The sequence below is a fragment of the Levilactobacillus muriae genome (genome assembly GCF_045862015.1).
GTDB lineage: Bacteria > Bacillota > Bacilli > Lactobacillales > Lactobacillaceae > Levilactobacillus > Levilactobacillus muriae.
Map to the genome: position 1 here is coordinate 57,701 of NZ_BAAFRU010000014.1, position 16,713 is coordinate 74,413.

The window sequence follows — 16,713 nt, forward strand, 5'->3', positions numbered from 1 at the left end:
GGCTCCGACCGTCCTCCCCACCGCGTTCCAGTCCAGATTTTGCGAACGGTAAGGTAATGCACTGGCAACCGAAGGCGACAGTCTTAACCACAGAAACCACAGTTAGCCTTCTGCTTGGTGGATTGTGCCCTGAATATCATCCTGGGAAAAATCGTGTTCGCAGTAATCCTGGTCCTCAACCGGCAGATGTTGTTCCAACGTCGAGAACGTTTGAACCTGGACATCCCCAGTCACCGTACCAAAGTCCAGCAGGTGCCCACCGAAGTCGCGGGCCGCTGCTAGAAAGTGGTCATGGTAGCCGCCCACCGCAACACCATCAAATACTTGGGGCGAGTAGTAGCCGAGCAGTGTGCCCTCCACCTTGTCACGGGTGAAGATGCTCTGTTGTTTGGCCGTTTCCGCCAGCGACTTGAATGGTCGCGTAGATTTCGCCACGGCCCGGGTCTTCACATCCGTAAAGGTCCCAGTGACTAGAATGGAAAAGAAGGTATTGGCGTCATGGGTCAAACCTAACACTTGGTCGTGAAGGTCTTCCTTGGTCGCATTTTCCACCGTCATCAAAGGACGGTACGCGGCGAAATGGCTATTGGCAAATGGCAATGTGAAACTATCTGGTACCACGTTGACCTCGCCACGACTGTTGACCTGGTAAGGCTTGCCATCAAGAATAATCAACTCGCCATCCAAGCCCTCCCCGGTGCCGATCCCAGTGTCACCATGGGTTAACAGTTCCTTCATTGTCAGCGTTCCGGTCAATAGTCCTGGGACCAGTAAGGCTAAGGTCCCATGTTGATAGAGTGTTGCTTCGTTCATCTCATTACTCCCTTTAGCTTAAAACATCTTTCAACAATAATGATTTTAGTTTTAAATTATCCCGATAGTCAACTGGAATCTGAACGACCACGGGGCCCTCAGTCTGGAAGGCTTGGTCTAAGGTCGACGCCAAGTCCTTGGCATGGTCGACGCGTAACCCAGTGGCACCAAAGCTCTCAGCATACTTGACGTAGTCCACTGGGCCAAAGCTGACGCCGGCTTCGTGACCGTATTTAGCAATTTCTTGGAATTTAACCATGTCGTAGGCACCATCGTCCCAAATCAATTGGACGATTGGTAACTTCAGGCGAACCGCTGTTTCCAACTCTTGGCTGGAGAACAGGAAGCCCCCGTCGCCGGCAACCGAAACGATTGGTTGGCCAGGTCGCTCTAATGCAGCAGCGATAGCCCATGGAAAGGCCACACCCAGCGTCTGCATACCGTTACTGAATAACAGATGACGTGGTTGGTAGCTCCGGAAATAACGGGCCATCCAAATGTAGAAACTGCCGACATCCACGGTAACCGTGGTCTCGTCATTTACCTTGTTCTGGAGCGCTTGGATGATGGCTAACGGGTGAATACCGTGATCGTCATCAGCTGCTGGTGCTTCAGCTTGAGCGGCCAAAGTCTTGCCCGACTTATCGAGTTGCGCCTGAACATCTTCAGACAAGGCCCAATCGGCGGGCAGCTTTTGAACGATGGCCTTTAACGTCTTGGCAATATCAGCGTGAACAACCATTTCGGGTTGGTAATCCGTGGTAATTTCAGGAACCACGCTATCCAAACTGATGATATTACCCGCCCGATCGGCGTTCCAGATACGACCTTCATATTCCACGGGATCGTAGCCAACGGTGATGACCAAGTCACTCTGCTTCAACAGGTTATCGCCAACTTGATTCCGGAAGAGACCGACCCGGCCAAAGTAGTTGGTGACCAAGTCGCGAGAAACCACCCCGGCACCTTGGAACGTTTCCACAACGGGAATGGCAACGTGTTGCAGGAGCTCGCGAATCGCAGCCGTCACGTCGCTAGCCGAGGCCCGCATCCCGGCCAAGATGACCGGTAACTTAGCGTGCTGAATCTTTTCCACGATGGCGTCAACGGTGGCGGCGTCCGCTACCCCCTGATCAACCGTGGGAACGGCCTTGATTTCTGGGCGATCGACGGCGCCGTTCAGCACGTTTTGTGGCAATGAAATAAAGGTAGCTCCAGCCTTGGGCGCAACTGCCGTCTGGTAAGCGTTTGCAAATGCTTCAGACAGACTATTCGCATTCTGGACTTCTACGCTAGACTTGGTGGCTGAGCTCATCAGTTCCTTGCTGGGAATACTCTGGTGTGTCAACCGGCCAATATCATCTTGTGGAACTTGCCCACCGAGTGCGATGACGGGATCTCCTTCGGCCGTAGCCGTGATGAGACTGGTCGTCAGGTTCGATACCCCGGGGCCGGAAGTGGTGGCAACCACACCTGGCTTGCCAGTCAGCCGACCAATCCCGGAAGCAATCAACGCTGCGTTCTGCTCGTGCCGCGTAATAATTAACTTGGGTGCTCGAGGATCCTTGCTGTATTCAATGCCCTCAAATAATTGGTCGACCTTGGCTCCTGGAATACCAAAAACATACTTAATGCCTTGATTAATCATGCTTTGAATCAGTGCTTGTGCACCAGTCTTCGTATCTTTCACCGTTACCCCGCCTTTTTAAGTTTATTCAGTCGTGTGATTGTGTTGACAAGTCAACTTAGATTCATCATAATGGCATTAAGTTGTTTTGTCAACACAGAAGATTCCGGGGAAGGAGTTATCCATGAAAGATCTCGGCTATTTGGCGCAGGATATTTCGATTCTGCACCGTAAATACTACAAGGACACGCGTGAGGCGTTTGCCAAATTGGGGCTCAACCCCACGGCCGCCTGCGTTTTACTGACGGTTCACGAACACCCCGACATTAATCAAAATCAAGTCGCTAAGACCCTAGTCATCGACAAGGGTCTGACCACCCGCGAGGTCAACAAGATTCTCGGCCTCGGCTACCTGACCAAAACCGCCGGCACGGGCAAGACGCAGCTATTGACGCTAACAACTAATGGCGAAGACGTGGTCAATCAGGTCCAAACGATTCGCCGCAGTTGGTGGCAGGAGCGCTTCGACCAGACCGGCATCGATGCCAACAGTCCGCTGATTCCGGCGATTGAGGCAGCGGTGACAAATATTATTGATGCGGACTGAGCGATACAAGCCATAGCGAACCATCATTTGGCGACACCTTCAAAGCGGTCTGCCAGCCGGGGTGCGGCTATTTCCCCTAATTTAGCCGTGATAATTCCTACTGTCTCAAGAGTAACGTGAACATTTTGGCTTAAATTAAAAAATGTCACATCGACCAAGCAGTTACGGACGATGTGACGTTTTCTTTTGGAAAAATTCAGATGGAATCTGGTGGCCTATTTGTAATGATTTTTACAAGCCACAATAAGCAAATGATTGTTTTTGACCGTGTAAACTAAGCGATCCTTACTATTGATTCTTCGTGACCAGCCATCATGATATTTCAATCATTCTGGCTTTCCTAAACCAGATTCCAAACCATCTCGTTGAATCGACTGAATAAGATTATTGATACGCTTCAAAGTCTTACGGTCTTCGGCCTGCCATGAAATATACTCATTCCAGGCTTCATCTAAGAATTCAACTGATGTCATCTATTGCTCATCATCCGTTAAAAGCTGATGGGTCTGAATATTCTGATTATTCGCTATCTTTTTGAAACGTCGACTAAGTTCTGCCTGATTGGCTTCACTATAGAATGGATCTTTCACCTCAAAGGGCAAACCGCCCTCAGCGATACTCTTCTTAATAAAGATATTAATGGCAGTTGATAGGTTAAGACCCAAGCTTTCAAATATCTCTGCGGCTTGCTTCTTATCCGCTTGATTGGTCTTGACAGAAATTGAAACTTTCTTCTTATCTGTATCTAGCATAATTCTCACCTCGCAGATATGATCACACGAAATGCATACATTGTATGCTAATGTCGCCCATACTTACATATAAGTTATTTAATTGTGCAAAAAAGCTGTAAGCTCATTTTATCATTTGTGAGCCTACAGCTTTTATTTTGGTTAGCTTTAAAATACCAATTAGGTTTAAGGTAACCGCACGAACCTAGTCCTTAACTTCCTCGCTAGCAGCAGCGATAAAGTCGCGGAATAAACCTTCAGGACGGTTAGGCCGTGAGAGAAATTCTGGGTGGTATTGGGAAGCCACGAAGAACTTCTTTTCTGGCAATTCAATGACTTCGACCAGGTGATCGTCAGGAGATGTCCCGGAGAAGACCAAGCCCTTGGCTTTCATTTCAGCACGGTATTGATTGTTGAATTCGTAACGGTGACGGTGACGTTCTTGAACCATCGCTTGGTTGTCATAAGCCGCAGCGGCCTTACTCCCTGGCAATAACTTGCAAGGGTACAGCCCCAAACGTTGCGTTCCCCCCATCTCATGGACATCGGTCTGATCAGCCATCAGGTCAATAATCTTGTGGCTGGTCTCTGAGTCCATCTCGGTGGAGTTGGCATCCTTGTAGCCGAGAACGTCGCGAGCAAATTCGATGCTGGCGACTTGCATCCCCAGGCAGATTCCGAGGAATGGGACGTCCTGTTCACGGGCGTACTTGATGGCTGTGATCATGCCTTCAATCCCCCGGTCACCGAAACCACCGGGGACGATGATCCCATCGGCAGCGCCTAAGATATCGGCAACATTTTCGTCCGTAATCTTTTCAGCATCGATCATGTCCAGATCAATCTGAGCATCAACGGGATAGCCAGCATGTTGTAAGGCTTCTGCTACGGAAATGTAGGCATCGTGTAAGCCAACGTACTTACCGACCAAGGCAATCTTGATAGTTCGTTTTAAGTTCTGCATATGATCGACCATCTTGGCCCATTTTGTCATGTCGGACTTCGGTGCATCGACTTTGAAATGATCCAAGACAATTTGGTCTAAGCCCTGTTGTTGTAACAATAATGGAATTGAGTAGATAGTAGGGACGTCCATGGATTCAATGACCGCGGAAGGTTGTACGTCACAGAACAACGCAATCTTTTGCCGCATGTCATCGGTAATATGGTTTTCAGTCCGGACAACCAGAATGTTGGGTTGAATCCCAATACTCCGGAGTTCCCGTACAGAGTGTTGCGTGGGCTTCGTCTTCATTTCATGAGCCGCATGCAGGGTTGGCACTAACGTGGTGTGAATGTAAACCACATTTTCATCGCCCACTTCGGACTTCATTTGCCGAATAGCTTCCAGGAAGGGTTGTGATTCGATATCCCCAACGGTCCCACCGATTTCAGTAATGACAAAATCTGCTCCCAGTGTCTTGCCGGCGCGCATGATTTTTTCTTTAATCATACCGGTGATATGGGGGATCACTTGCACAGTTGCTCCCAGATAATCACCACGCCGTTCTTTTTCCAAAACTTCTGAATAAATCTTACCAGTCGTCACGTTTGAGTACTTGTTCAGATTGTTATCGATGAAACGTTCGTAATGACCTAAGTCCAAATCCGTTTCGGTCCCATCGTCGGTCACGAAGACTTCCCCATGTTGATAAGGGTTCATCGTGCCGGGATCCACGTTGATGTACGGATCGAATTTCTGAATGGTTACGTTTAACCCACGGTTCTTTAACAGCCGTCCTAGGGAAGCAGCAACGATCCCCTTACCTAGTGATGAAACCACGCCGCCAGTCACAAAAATATATTTGGTCATGTGCAAACTCCTTGTAAGATTATTTAGGGTTTCAAACTATAAAAAAGCTCCCTATTCATTCGGAATAGGGAGCTACTTCACCGTCCAGTTGTCCTTGCTACAAGTAGCAGGGAGCCCAAAAAATATAGTACCTGTTTTTCGGCTGAAGGTCAAGCGAACATTGAAAATTTATTTCTGATCAGAGTCTTCTTCATCATCATCGTCATCTTCGTCGTCATCGGCGGAAAAGTCGAGATTATCGGTATCGTCATCATCTGGTGCTTCCATTTGAGAAAGCTGATCCTCGATACCATCAGGGATATCCTCTGTATCGTCTTCTTCATCATCGTCATCGATGCCCAGACCGGTCTGTAATTTACCCAGATCTGGCCCTGACCCAGTCGCTGAACTGTCATCATCATCTTCGTCATCATTGGCGTAGGTAGCGGTGTCATCATCTTCTGGATCATCGTCATCGTAATCGATCACGTCATCGTCATCAGTCGTATCAGCTAAGAAGGCGTTAACCTTCTTACGCTTCTTACGCTTAGGTTGATCTTCATCTTCCTCGGCGTGAACCGTCGCTTCATCGATGGATTCAAACGGATACCAAGTTCGCAGTCCCCAAAGGTTATCACCCAGAGAAATGAAACTACCATCGACATTTAAATCCGTATAGAATTGGGACAGCCGGTCACGAACTTCCGCGTCGCTGTCACCCAAATATGCTTGGACGGCGTTTGCCAAGTCGGCAAAAGCCATCACATCGCCATGTTGTGACAAAATGGCGTGAGCAACTTCGATCATTGATAATTCCTTTTTATTCTGGCCCTCAAAGACTTTTAATTCCAAACTGGTGCACGTCCTTTCCACAGTCTACGAAATATGATACTCGCTTATGCCGTAAATTGCAATCTAATCTTGTAGTTCCCGACTAATTCTTCTCCGGCATAGAGGAGATAGTCGATTTTCACATTTCCACTAAATGGCTTTTCCTTGAAACTGGTCTCCAAATAAGGGGTGACCGTTTCAATCGGCATTACACCATAAGGGGTGTTGTACCGGGCTGTCACGCGTTTGCCACTGATAAAATGCAGGCGCAACTCCGCCTCGGCATTACGGGTCAGGTGAACCTCGCCCTCCGGCGTAAATTTCATCGTCACCGGCGTCTGTTCCCCCGTCTCATTATCGGGTTCCAGATACCGTAAGTACAGGTTGGCTCCCATCTGGACCAGCTGACCATCAACGTCTAACTGGTAGTCGGAAACATCATCGTTTTGCTTGATATGGGTCTCCAAGTGAATCATCACGGGCACCCCCGCTGATAGTTGATCCATCTGCACACTTCCTTTCCGCGAATTGTCTGGGTTAATTATAGTTCATTTCCCATAGAAAGCCTACTTATTATGCTCTTTTACCGCCCTCCCAGAAGTTGAAAGTACGGGAATGCCCAGCTGACAGCGTCCTCTCTAAATTTAGCGAACAATAACGTGTCATGGCAGTCATCTTCACCCCAGAACCGACTTATCAAGCAATAAGGGTTGGCTGACAAGCTATTGATTGTGAAAATAGATACTAATAAGAAGGATTCAAGTGACCAGCATCTCGTGTGGCAAACGCTTACATAGCAGTATATCGGTAACGTGCTTATTTTTATCATGGGTTAAAACAGCTTGTGAAAGTTTATGTATTTCATCACAAAGTGTAGACTTTTAGAGATATTCGGATATAATAGTACCCAATGGTAGCTACTATTAAAAAAGGGGTATAACTATGGAATCTGTCACAGAACTACTCAGTAAATTTGGCCTAACAACTAGTGAGGCCAAGGTATACGTTTCTCTCCTGCAGATGGACGCATCTACAGGATACAAGATCAGTGGCAAGGCCGGCATCGCGCGTTCAAAAGTTTACAATGTCTTGTCTTCACTGGTTAGCAAAGGCCTAGTGTTTCAGTCTAAAGATGAGAAGTCGTTATATACTGCCCTACCAGTCGACGAATTAGTTTCCAAATTACAGCATGACAGCAAACAAGATATAGACGGCATTCACAAATCGCTTAAAGATTTGAGCCCCGAAAACAACTCCAGCTTAATCTGGTCTATTGACTCTTACGATCAGGTCTTTGAAAAAGCGCTATTTCAGATTCGGCATGCTAAGGAGAGCCTGTACGTTCAAATTTACGCCGAAGATTTAACGGACGAATTGACGCAGGCCCTCGCCGACGCTGAAAGCCGGCTTCACAAATTCGTTGTCATCCTATTCAGCAATCATCATCGATATAACCTACCCTTTAGACGCTTCTATAAACATTTTTTTGAAGCGGACAAGGTTCTGGACTATGGTGGCCGTTGGATAAATGTCGTCAGTGACACCCATGCCGTGACATATGGGAAACTGCCGAATGATTCAGGCAATACAGATGTCATTTGGACCCAAAATAGTTCTATGATTTTTCTGGCACAGGAGTACGTTCTCCACGATGCTTATAACCTCCGGACACTAACCGTTTTACATGACGCTGCCGAGGAAAAATTTGGCACCAATTTAGAAGGTGTTCGTGATATCTACTTCGATAAGTAAAGAAGGGAAAACATCATGCAAAAAATTCTAATTATCGCTATTATTGCAATCAACTTTCTATTCATCTTCGTTTTAGTTCGTGATCTTCTTAAGCACCGTCACGAAATCATGGAAGAGCCGGCGAATCCCATTTGGACGCCACTCTCACAAATCGTGATCTACTTTCTATCCACATTTGGGATTTCAGATTTTGCCATTTCAACGGCACTCTACCCCAAAGCAAAATGGGTCACCATGAAAAAGCTTCCCGGGACTTTGAACACACAATGTGTCATTCCTGTGTTTGTGATGTCCCTCGCTTATATTTCAACCATTACAGTTGGTGTTAAAACCCTGTTAGTGGCGATTATCTGCCAAGTCATTGGCGCCTACTTAGGCCCACGCTTCGTCGTGAAGTTACCCGAACACATCATTCGAATCTTCGTGATCATTGGCCTACTGGTCGCTACGGGTCTAATCCTGGCTGGCAAATTCGGTTGGATTCCTTCAAACGGAACAGCTACTGAACTTTATGGTTGGAAGCTTTGGACAACGGGACTCTTAATGTTCGTCTATGGTGCTTTAAACAACATCGGTATTGGGTCCTATGCCCTAACCATGGCAACCGTATACGCTATGGGTATGAACCCTGTCGCCGCATTTCCAATTATGATGGGTGGATGCACCTTCTCCGTTTCTATCGGCAGTATGCAATTCATCAAGCTTAACGATTATTCGCGAAAAATCACCATGTTTTCAGTCTTCGGCATCATTGGGGTTCTAATCGCTGTTTACTTGGTTAAGAGCTTAAACACGTCTGTGATTCAATGGATCGTGATTGTTGTCTTACTCTACTCCGCAATTAGCCTCTACCTTGACAGTCGCAAGTCAACTGAAACTGCTTAAGAAAGGACTCCTGACTATGAGATATTTATCCGCAAAAGACATCCAAACTTTCTTCTCCATGCGCAACGCCATCGATGCCGACGCTGAAGCACTTTCACTCTACTCTTCAGGCAGAGCCGACATCCCGCTACGAACGAACATCAACATCCCCGAATACAATGGACAAAGCCTTTACATGCCGGGTTACGTTAGCGGTGCAGACCCATCACTGGGCGTAAAAATTGTCTCCGTTTATCCTGACAACATTGATCAAAAGTTACCCAGCGTTCCAGCAACGATGATCACTCTGGATGCGCAGACCGGCATTGTAAATGCTATTTTAGACGGCACCTACCTGACACAACTGCGTACAGGCGCTGTCCAAGGTGCAGCTACTGAATTGCTTTCTAATGAAAATAGTAAAACTGCTCTTCTAATTGGCACCGGTGGTCAAGGCATGTCACAATTAGAAGCCATGCTAACCGTGCGTAACCTCGATAAAGTATTTGTGTCTGATCTAGACAGGGCTCGGGCACAGAAGTTCTGTGAAGCTGCAACCGTCAGCTTTTCCCAGACATTCTCAACGACATTTGAACCCGTGGCCGACCCCAATTCAGTGGTTCCTGAAGTCGATATCATTACTTCTGTAACCACTTCCAAGCGGCCCACTTTCGACGGAACGCTCGTCAAACAAGGCGTCCACGTCAACGGTGTTGGCGCCTACACACCAGAGATGTGTGAAATACCCGTTGACCTGATCAAGCAAGCGAACCATATCGTCTTTGACACTATGGATGGCGTCCTGGCAGAAGCCGGGGATATTATTCAGCCGCTTAAACGTGGTGACATCAGCAAGCAAGCTATTAGTGGCGAACTTGGACAAGTGATCACTAAAAACATTGTCGGTCGTTCCTCCGAAAACGACATCACTTTCTTTAAGACCGTCGGAACTGCCGCACTCGATGTTGTTGTGGCAGACCGTATTGTGAAAAAGGCCGAAGAAATGAAAGTTGGTATGACTCTCTAAATAAGTTAATAAAGTCTGAAAGCCTCAATTCACCCAGAAAGGTCCAGCTAACAGGGATTTAATCCACAAAATCAGTCGAAAATTACCACCTGCGGCTGCCAGAGATTCCGGCGTCTGTGGGGACCGCCTGCGGCCTGAGAAGCGGTCCTCCAGCTCGGTTTGAAGCCTGCCAAAAATCGTCAGTCTCCAAACGCGTCCCACTCTGTAAGCTGTTGCTCAGCTAACACCGTCGACACAGCTACCTGTATCTCTGACCGCCTCCGGTTATGATTTTTTCTTTAACCTGACATTGCGATGACAATCGCCGAACTGGCAACGTTAGTGCACGATGGTTGGTCACTGTCTACGTAGGCGTGAGTGATCCAAATTTAGGCTCAGCCGTGGGATTTCCCAAGTGTTATGCTTGGAAAATGGCGACTTTGAAACGCGGGTTGGGCGGTTCAAAGCGAGCCGACAGACCGCTTCTCAGGCTGGCGGCGTCCTACCCACAGCGTTCCAGCCTAAATTTGGTGAACGGTAAGCCGGCTGATTCAGACAATATTACGACCATTCAGGCCTCTATTCCTACTGTGTAGAGGGTTATACCAACATTTCATCTTTCAACCTCCAGATAAATTACACACAGACTACTTCCTAGTTGGACTAATGCCATCTAGCGAGTAGTTTTTTCGTATCAAGTTCGATCCAGGTCCCTGTGACCTGTGTGACTTGTTTCATACAGAGCTGAAGGTTGAAAGTTCCAAAACACCCATTATGGCTGTTGCAACAACGATATTGAGACTAAAATTAGGCAACGTTGTTCAACCATCGCCTTACCGGCCGGAGGCGTTCCCCACAGCAAGCGGAATCCCTGGCCGCCGGAGTGCGACTATTTTCACTAATTTAGCTGTGTTAATTCCTACTGTGGCAAAAGTAATGTGCACATTTCGTCTTTCAACCTTCAATCATACAGGTAAAATTGGTCCAGACCATGACGTAGCTCACGTTTTCTAGTATAATGTAAGCATTGAATCGATCTCACGAAAGCAGGTGGAGGGATGGGACCCTTTGACTTACCCGGTGACAGCCTTCAGACCGTGACCACGCCAATTCCGGCTGACCAAAAGAACCTGGCCTTTGGCTACACCAATGCTCTGCTGGACCTGGTACCAGCACTTAAACAGCCCATATTGCACTTCTGGACCATGCAGCCCACGGTTATCATGGGACTGAAGGACAAACGGCTCCCTGAGCTGACAGCGGCTATCAGGGCCGTTCAGCGGTATGGCTACGATTACGTTCTCCGAAATTCCGGGGGACTGGCCGTCGTCGCGGATGGTGGCGTCCTGAATGTCTCGCTTTTCTCTCCGCTAACCACACCGATTATCAGTGTTGACGCGGCATACGCCCAGATGACCAGCCTTGTGAGCGCCGCTTGGCCAGAACTTGCGTTACAACACTATGAGATCACGCGGTCTTACTGCCCTGGCGACTACGACTTGAGCGTCGATGGCTTAAAGATCGCCGGAATCGCACAGCGTCGAAGCACCAATGCCCTCGTGACCATGCTCTACCTCAGTGTGACTGGAGATCAGCCCATGCGTGGTGCCCTGATTCGTAGCTTTTATCGGGCGGGTCTGGCCGACCACACCAACGACTGGCATTTTCCAGACGTTGACCCTGCCGTGATGACCACCACGGCCGCACTATGCAATCAGCCGCTGACCGTGGGCGATGCGCAAGACCGCTTTCTCACCGCTTGTTCGACGGCTGGTCTCCGAGTGGGCCGCGCCAAGTTAGCGGCGATGATGACCGAACCGCAATTTACAACAGTTCTGAAACGTGAAACTGCCCAAATGACCCGTCGCCAACCGCGATTGGTCGATATGTAAGGTTTGCTTAATCAGAGTCGTTTCGTTCCGGTTTCCCTCCTTGAACTGGTAAACTAGGCCCAGCAAGAACGACAACGACGCTAAAAAAATAAATTTAACCATGTCAGGAGGAATCACTGTGAGCTACGCAACCGCGCGACTGCCCCGCGAGAAAGTTTTCCGGGACCCCGTGCACAATTACATTTACGTGCAACATCAAGTTATTTTAGACCTGATTAATTCCCGAGAATTTCAACGACTCCGCCGCATCAAGCAGTTGGGTACGGCCTCGCTAATCTTCCACGGTGCGGAACATTCGCGTTTCACCCATTCACTGGGAGTCTACGAAGTCACACGTCAAATCTGCGATAATTTCCAACGTAACTATCCGACAAAAACGCCGGGTGATGGCGGATGGGATGACAACGAACGGCTGACTGCGCTGTGTGCGGCTCTGCTTCACGATATCGGTCACGGCCCCTACTCGCACACGTTCGAACACATTTTCCACACGGATCACGAAGCAATTACCGCCGAAATCCTAACGTCACCCAAGACCGAAGTCAACCAAATCCTACGGCGGATCAGTCCAACTTTCCCACAAGAAGTAGCCAGCGTCATTCAAAAGACCTATCCAAATCCACAAGTGGTCCAGATGATTTCTAGCCAAATCGACGCCGATCGCATGGATTATCTACTACGTGACGCCTACTATACAGGGACCGAATATGGGACCTTTGATCTGACGCGAATTCTGCGGGTGATGCGGCCCTACAAAGACGGGATTGCCTTTGCCATGAACGGGATGCACGCCGTCGAGGACTACATCGTGAGTCGCTTTCAGATGTACCAGCAAGTCTACTTTCACCCGGTCTCCCGTTCGATGGAAGTTGTGCTAGATCATCTACTCGGCCGGGCCAATGAGTTGTACCAAGCGGGCAAAAGCGATGAAAGCTTCATCCCCCACCTATTGCTACCATTCTTCAACCATCAATTCGACCTGGAAGACTATCTCAACTTGGACGACGGCGTGTTGACGACCTACTTTATTCACTGGCGGCAATCGCCGGATGAAATTTTAGCCGATCTGGCTTACCGCTTCTTGGACCGAAAACCACTAAAGAGTGCCATTTTCGATGAACAGACGCAAAAACAACTGCCACATCTGCGCGATCTGATCCGCTCGGTCGGCTTCAACACCGACTACTACACGGCCACTGATAACAGCTATGATCTACCTTACGACGATGCTTACGACCCTAAAGTCACGCATCCCCTGACGCAGATCGAGCTTCAGGAACCGGATGGCAGTCTCCGTGAACTCTCAACGGTGTCCGATCTGGTCAATGCGATCCGTGGAAAGTTTACTGGGGATCAGCGGTTCTTCTTCCCGAAGGAAATGTTGAATCCGGGTAATGATGCACCGGAGATCTTCCAGCCGGTCTTTGACGAGTTTGGCAGTTACATCCAAAACGATCAACTCATTGACCAGAAAGGCGCTGATTAAGGTGACGCCTAAGCTGATTGCCGTAGACATCGACGGCACACTACTCAATCCACAAAACACGCTGACAGCAACGACAATCACCGCCATCCAAGCGGCGACCACAGCCGGGATCAAAGTCGTTTTGTGTACGGGTCGTCCGTTGACCGGCGTGCAACCCTATCTCGATGCCCTAGGTCTCCATGGCGACGACCAATATGTCATCACCTACAACGGTGGCCTGGTGCAAACCACGACGGGAATGGTGCTTGCGAGCACACCCCTGAGCTACGCCGATTACGTGGACCTCGAGGCATTCGCCCGCAAGGCTCGGATTCATTTTCACGTCGTTACACCAGATCACCTGTACACGGCTGACCGCAACATTAGCCGCTACACGGTCAAGGAAAGCCAATTGGTCAACCTACCGTTACGCTTCCGTGAAGCTGCGGCCATGGACCCACACCTACTGATGCCGACCGCCGTCTATATCGACGAGGTGGCCAAGATCGATGCACTGCAGTTACCCGCAACGTTTTATCAGCGCTTCTACGTGGTTCGCACCGATCCGCACTTCATCGAGGTCATGGCCCCACAGACGAACAAGGGCAATGCCTTACAGAAATTAGCCACGCACCTCGACTTGCCCTTAACGACGGTCATGGCGATTGGCGACCAGGACAATGATTTACCAATGATTACCACTGCCGGGTTAGGGGTGGCCATGGGAAACGCTAACGACCGTGTCAAAGCGGCTGCCGACGTGACCACCCTAACCAATGCCGACGATGGCGTGGCGGCGGCCATTTACAAATACGTGTTGAACCCAGACTTAGCATAAAAGGAGAATTGCAAACAACATGACAATTAAACTGATTGCGATTGATATTGACGGAACCTTACTGAATGAAAAGAACGAATTGGCCCAAGCGACGATTGACGCCGTCCAAGCTGCCAAAGCCCAAGGGATCAAGGTCGTTCTGTGTACCGGCCGTCCACTAACTGGGGTGCAACCTTACCTGGACGCCCTGGGCATCAGCGGTGACGACCAATACGCGATCACCTACAATGGTTCGGTGTCCCAGACCGTCTCCGGCAAAATGATGACCAACCACTCCCTGAGTTTCGATGATTACATCGACCTCGAGGCCCTCGCGCGTAAGATGCAGATTCACTTCCAGATTGAAACCCCAGACTACATTTACACGGCGAACAAGGACATCAGCGGCTACACGATCTTCGAAAGTAACCTGGTACGGATGCTGATTCGGTACCGTGAAGTTGGTGAAATGGATCGCGATTTAACCATTTCTAAGGCCATGTTCGTTGATGATCCCGACATCATCAACCGCGTTAACAAGGCTATCCCCCAAGACGTTCGTGACCGCTACTACGTGGTACAAAGCACGCCATTCTTCATCGAAGTTATGAACAAGAAGGCTAGTAAGGGCAATACGCTGGGGGAACTGGCTACTAAGTTGGGATTCACGGCTGACGAGGTCATGGCTCTGGGTGATCAAGGAAACGACCTGACCATGATTCAATACGCCGGCCTCGGTGTCGCCATGGGAAATGCCATCGACGAGGTCAAGGACGCCGCCCAAGCTGTAACGTTGACCAACGCCGAAGACGGTGTAGCAGCGGCTATCCGGAAATACGCTTTGAAGTAACGTAAATTTAATTTTAGGATTGGCCGACGGTATCTTAGTCGGTCAATTTTTTTGTCTTTGGTTGTCGCCATTGATACTGGTTCTCGTAACATAATTCCAAAACAGCGACACATTACGAGTTGCGCCAAAGCTTCCAGCGTCAACTTCAAACACGCAAAAACGCCACGCGCGTTTCACCAGGGCAATTGATCTCGTCTATTCGTCATTTGCTACTTGCGCTATCACGACAGTGGCGACCTTCCTTGATCATAATGCCAACAATTATTTCCATTGTCCCCCGCAAAAAATGAAGATGTTCACCGCTTGGCCAACATCCACATTATAGGTTGATTTAATTTTTGACGGCCCACAGCATGTAGCTTGCCATCCAAGGACCAGTCCACCACCCATTGCCCCCCATGTACGATTCAACAGTTCGCTTGTACCAGTGTCCGTTGATAGTTGGGACGGTTATGGCATATCAACAATTAGTAGTGTCCCACCGGGTTTTAACACACGAACGACCTCTGTCAGAGCCTGATCTCGCTGGACAGCTGGCTCAATATTATGCAAGGCAAAATTTGTCGTTACCAAATCATATGTGGCCTCTCGTTGCGGTAAATCGGTCATGTTCGCGGTAATCAAGTTTGTTCGGTCAGAAACACCCCAGACCTTCAGATTGGCCCGCGTAACGGCCATTGAATTCTGGGACTGATCTCGTGATCGCCACAAATCAACGCCTGTCATAGTTCCTGGTAACTTTAGTCGTTGGGCTACTTGATTCAAAACGGCACCATGGCCGCAGCCCAAGTCAAGTACCTGAATATTTGACGCCGGTTGCACGTCATCCAAAAGTTTTGTCCAAATACGTTGTTTCCCTAGCAGGGATGTCCTCAAAAAATCAGGCCAGTAACGATGAACACGAGACCAGAAATAATCACGCCTCCTCGTCCTTGATCTGGTGCCACAAAGGCCGCGTTGATGAGAAACACCACACCGCCTAGTTCATAACTGATTGGAACGGCCGGTGCATCAATCCCCGTTTGAATTTTTGCCATTTCAATTTACTCCCCCTAAAGTCATTTAAATAAAGTCAAGATGATTCCGACAACGATGTAGCAGGCACCAGATAGCATGCCAAACCGTGCGCCCCCATTGATCACAATCGGTGAATCTTTCACACTTGCCACGTGCCGCACATTTAGATTGATTTTCGTCCACGTTGCTCTTCCGATGCCTTCAGTCGCCAGTACTCTGCATCGTAACGTAGCCAAAAATCTGCCGGCACTTTCATGATTTTCGTGAGTCCTTCAGCAAAATTATTTGTGACAGCAGCCGTTCCATCCAAGACACCTTCCACGTAAGATACCGTGGTATGAGTAATTTGAGCCAATTCCGCCGGCGATATCTTTAAATAATCAATGGCTTCGCATAAAGTTCCACCTGGCGCAACTGGATCTTGTGGGTCATATTTCAATGATCTATTTATCATGATAATCGATAACCTCCTTGATAATAATGCCAACAATCTTAGATTTTTCTACACTCATATTATTTTCTGAGTGTTTAAATAATTATGTGTAAATAGAAAAATAAGCAATTGAAAAGGGAAAGCCTCTCCCTTATGATAGTTAGCAACCACACTCACTTCATAGGACATAGGAGGCTTTCCCCATGACTCAGTTTA

At 48.5% G+C, this 16,713-nt stretch carries 19 protein-coding genes and 1 pseudogene; 10 read left to right on the plus strand and 10 right to left on the minus strand.

The window, feature by feature from the left end:
- Positions 1-102: 102 nt before the first annotated feature.
- Both budA and alsS read right to left on the minus strand, forming a co-directional pair.
- Positions 103-813, minus strand: coding sequence for an acetolactate decarboxylase (gene budA, locus ACKTSF_RS10485; protein ID WP_407889217.1), 711 nt, complete (start codon positions 811-813; stop codon positions 103-105).
- 13 nt (positions 814-826) lie between these two features.
- Positions 827-2,503 (minus strand): acetolactate synthase AlsS, encoded by a 1,677-nt coding sequence (gene alsS, locus ACKTSF_RS10490; protein ID WP_407889219.1) that lies wholly within the window; start codon positions 2,501-2,503, stop codon positions 827-829.
- 121 nt (positions 2,504-2,624) lie between these two features.
- On the opposite strand from alsS, the gene ACKTSF_RS10495 reads away from it, so the two are divergent.
- Positions 2,625-3,047, plus strand: a complete 423-nt coding sequence (locus tag ACKTSF_RS10495; protein WP_407889221.1) for a MarR family winged helix-turn-helix transcriptional regulator — start codon at positions 2,625-2,627, stop codon at positions 3,045-3,047.
- A gap of 215 nt (positions 3,048-3,262) precedes the next feature.
- Here ACKTSF_RS10495 and ACKTSF_RS10500 read toward each other — a convergent pair.
- From ACKTSF_RS10500 to ACKTSF_RS10520, 5 genes and pseudogenes are all read right to left on the minus strand, one after another.
- A pseudogene (locus ACKTSF_RS10500) lies at positions 3,263-3,520 on the minus strand (Txe/YoeB family addiction module toxin).
- Complete coding sequence (locus ACKTSF_RS10505; RefSeq protein WP_407889223.1) at positions 3,521-3,799, minus strand: type II toxin-antitoxin system RelB/DinJ family antitoxin; 279 nt, start codon at positions 3,797-3,799, stop codon at positions 3,521-3,523. It lies immediately after the preceding pseudogene.
- Between the two features lie 184 nt (positions 3,800-3,983).
- Positions 3,984-5,591, minus strand: coding sequence for a CTP synthase (pyrG, locus tag ACKTSF_RS10510; protein ID WP_407889225.1), 1,608 nt, complete (start codon positions 5,589-5,591; stop codon positions 3,984-3,986).
- 168 nt (positions 5,592-5,759) lie between these two features.
- Positions 5,760-6,422, minus strand: coding sequence for a DNA-directed RNA polymerase subunit delta (gene rpoE / locus ACKTSF_RS10515; RefSeq protein ID WP_407889227.1), 663 nt, complete (start codon positions 6,420-6,422; stop codon positions 5,760-5,762).
- Positions 6,423-6,466: 44 nt separating this feature from the next.
- On the minus strand, positions 6,467-6,907 hold the full coding sequence (locus tag ACKTSF_RS10520) for a YwiB family protein (RefSeq protein WP_407889229.1): 441 nt from the start codon (positions 6,905-6,907) through the stop codon (positions 6,467-6,469).
- 436 nt (positions 6,908-7,343) lie between these two features.
- Between ACKTSF_RS10520 and ACKTSF_RS10525 the strand changes: the two genes are divergently transcribed.
- From ACKTSF_RS10525 to yidA (ACKTSF_RS10565), 9 genes are all read left to right on the plus strand, one after another.
- Positions 7,344-8,153, plus strand: coding sequence for a TrmB family transcriptional regulator (locus tag ACKTSF_RS10525; RefSeq protein ID WP_407889231.1), 810 nt, complete (start codon positions 7,344-7,346; stop codon positions 8,151-8,153).
- 15 nt (positions 8,154-8,168) lie between these two features.
- Complete coding sequence (locus tag ACKTSF_RS10530) at positions 8,169-9,038, plus strand: sulfite exporter TauE/SafE family protein (protein WP_407889233.1); 870 nt, start codon at positions 8,169-8,171, stop codon at positions 9,036-9,038.
- 16 nt (positions 9,039-9,054) lie between these two features.
- A complete protein-coding gene (locus ACKTSF_RS10535) occupies positions 9,055-10,044 on the plus strand; it encodes an ornithine cyclodeaminase family protein (protein WP_407889235.1) in 990 nt (329 codons plus the stop codon).
- 394 nt (positions 10,045-10,438) lie between these two features.
- Positions 10,439-10,564, plus strand: a complete 126-nt coding sequence (locus tag ACKTSF_RS10540) for a hypothetical protein (RefSeq protein ID WP_407889237.1) — start codon at positions 10,439-10,441, stop codon at positions 10,562-10,564.
- 233 nt (positions 10,565-10,797) lie between these two features.
- Complete coding sequence (locus ACKTSF_RS10545; protein ID WP_407889239.1) at positions 10,798-11,037, plus strand: hypothetical protein; 240 nt, start codon at positions 10,798-10,800, stop codon at positions 11,035-11,037.
- 44 nt (positions 11,038-11,081) lie between these two features.
- On the plus strand, positions 11,082-11,915 hold the full coding sequence (locus tag ACKTSF_RS10550) for a lipoate--protein ligase family protein (RefSeq protein ID WP_407889241.1): 834 nt from the start codon (positions 11,082-11,084) through the stop codon (positions 11,913-11,915).
- Positions 11,916-12,033: 118 nt separating this feature from the next.
- Positions 12,034-13,401, plus strand: coding sequence for an HD domain-containing protein (locus ACKTSF_RS10555; RefSeq protein ID WP_407889243.1), 1,368 nt, complete (start codon positions 12,034-12,036; stop codon positions 13,399-13,401).
- Position 13,402: 1 nt separating this feature from the next.
- Positions 13,403-14,218, plus strand: coding sequence for a sugar-phosphatase (gene yidA / locus ACKTSF_RS10560; protein ID WP_407889252.1), 816 nt, complete (start codon positions 13,403-13,405; stop codon positions 14,216-14,218).
- A gap of 19 nt (positions 14,219-14,237) precedes the next feature.
- The gene (gene yidA / locus ACKTSF_RS10565; protein ID WP_407889245.1) at positions 14,238-15,047 is read left to right on the plus strand and encodes a sugar-phosphatase; all 810 of its coding nucleotides are present in this window, start codon (positions 14,238-14,240) and stop codon (positions 15,045-15,047) included.
- 450 nt (positions 15,048-15,497) lie between these two features.
- Here yidA (ACKTSF_RS10565) and ACKTSF_RS10570 read toward each other — a convergent pair whose 3' ends face one another.
- The 3 genes from ACKTSF_RS10570 to ACKTSF_RS10580 form a co-directional block, all read right to left on the minus strand.
- Positions 15,498-15,923: a class I SAM-dependent methyltransferase gene (locus ACKTSF_RS10570; protein WP_407889247.1), complete on the minus strand. Its 426-nt coding sequence runs from the start codon at positions 15,921-15,923 to the stop codon at positions 15,498-15,500.
- Positions 15,920-16,084: a hypothetical protein gene (locus ACKTSF_RS10575; RefSeq protein ID WP_407889249.1), complete on the minus strand. Its 165-nt coding sequence runs from the start codon at positions 16,082-16,084 to the stop codon at positions 15,920-15,922. The genes ACKTSF_RS10570 and ACKTSF_RS10575 overlap by 4 nt, the downstream gene beginning before the upstream one ends.
- 143 nt (positions 16,085-16,227) lie before the next feature.
- A complete protein-coding gene (locus tag ACKTSF_RS10580) occupies positions 16,228-16,518 on the minus strand; it encodes a helix-turn-helix transcriptional regulator (protein ID WP_407889250.1) in 291 nt (96 codons plus the stop codon).
- Positions 16,519-16,713 lie beyond the last annotated feature (195 nt).

Coding starts and splice junctions, on each gene's coding strand:
- ACKTSF_RS10545 (WP_407889239.1), top strand. CDS start 10,798: ATGGCTGTTGCAACAACGATATTGAGACTAAAATTAGGCAACGTTGTT.
- ACKTSF_RS10495 (WP_407889221.1), top strand. CDS start 2,625: ATGAAAGATCTCGGCTATTTGGCGCAGGATATTTCGATTCTGCACCGT.
- pyrG (WP_407889225.1), bottom strand. CDS start 5,591: ATGACCAAATATATTTTTGTGACTGGCGGCGTGGTTTCATCACTAGGT.
- ACKTSF_RS10530 (WP_407889233.1), top strand. CDS start 8,169: ATGCAAAAAATTCTAATTATCGCTATTATTGCAATCAACTTTCTATTC.
- budA (WP_407889217.1), bottom strand. CDS start 813: ATGAACGAAGCAACACTCTATCAACATGGGACCTTAGCCTTACTGGTC.
- ACKTSF_RS10520 (WP_407889229.1), bottom strand. CDS start 6,907: ATGGATCAACTATCAGCGGGGGTGCCCGTGATGATTCACTTGGAGACC.
- yidA (WP_407889245.1), top strand. CDS start 14,238: ATGACAATTAAACTGATTGCGATTGATATTGACGGAACCTTACTGAAT.
- ACKTSF_RS10575 (WP_407889249.1), bottom strand. CDS start 16,084: ATGGCAAAAATTCAAACGGGGATTGATGCACCGGCCGTTCCAATCAGT.
- ACKTSF_RS10505 (WP_407889223.1), bottom strand. CDS start 3,799: ATGCTAGATACAGATAAGAAGAAAGTTTCAATTTCTGTCAAGACCAAT.
- ACKTSF_RS10525 (WP_407889231.1), top strand. CDS start 7,344: ATGGAATCTGTCACAGAACTACTCAGTAAATTTGGCCTAACAACTAGT.
- ACKTSF_RS10550 (WP_407889241.1), top strand. CDS start 11,082: ATGGGACCCTTTGACTTACCCGGTGACAGCCTTCAGACCGTGACCACG.
- ACKTSF_RS10535 (WP_407889235.1), top strand. CDS start 9,055: ATGAGATATTTATCCGCAAAAGACATCCAAACTTTCTTCTCCATGCGC.
- ACKTSF_RS10580 (WP_407889250.1), bottom strand. CDS start 16,518: ATGATAAATAGATCATTGAAATATGACCCACAAGATCCAGTTGCGCCA.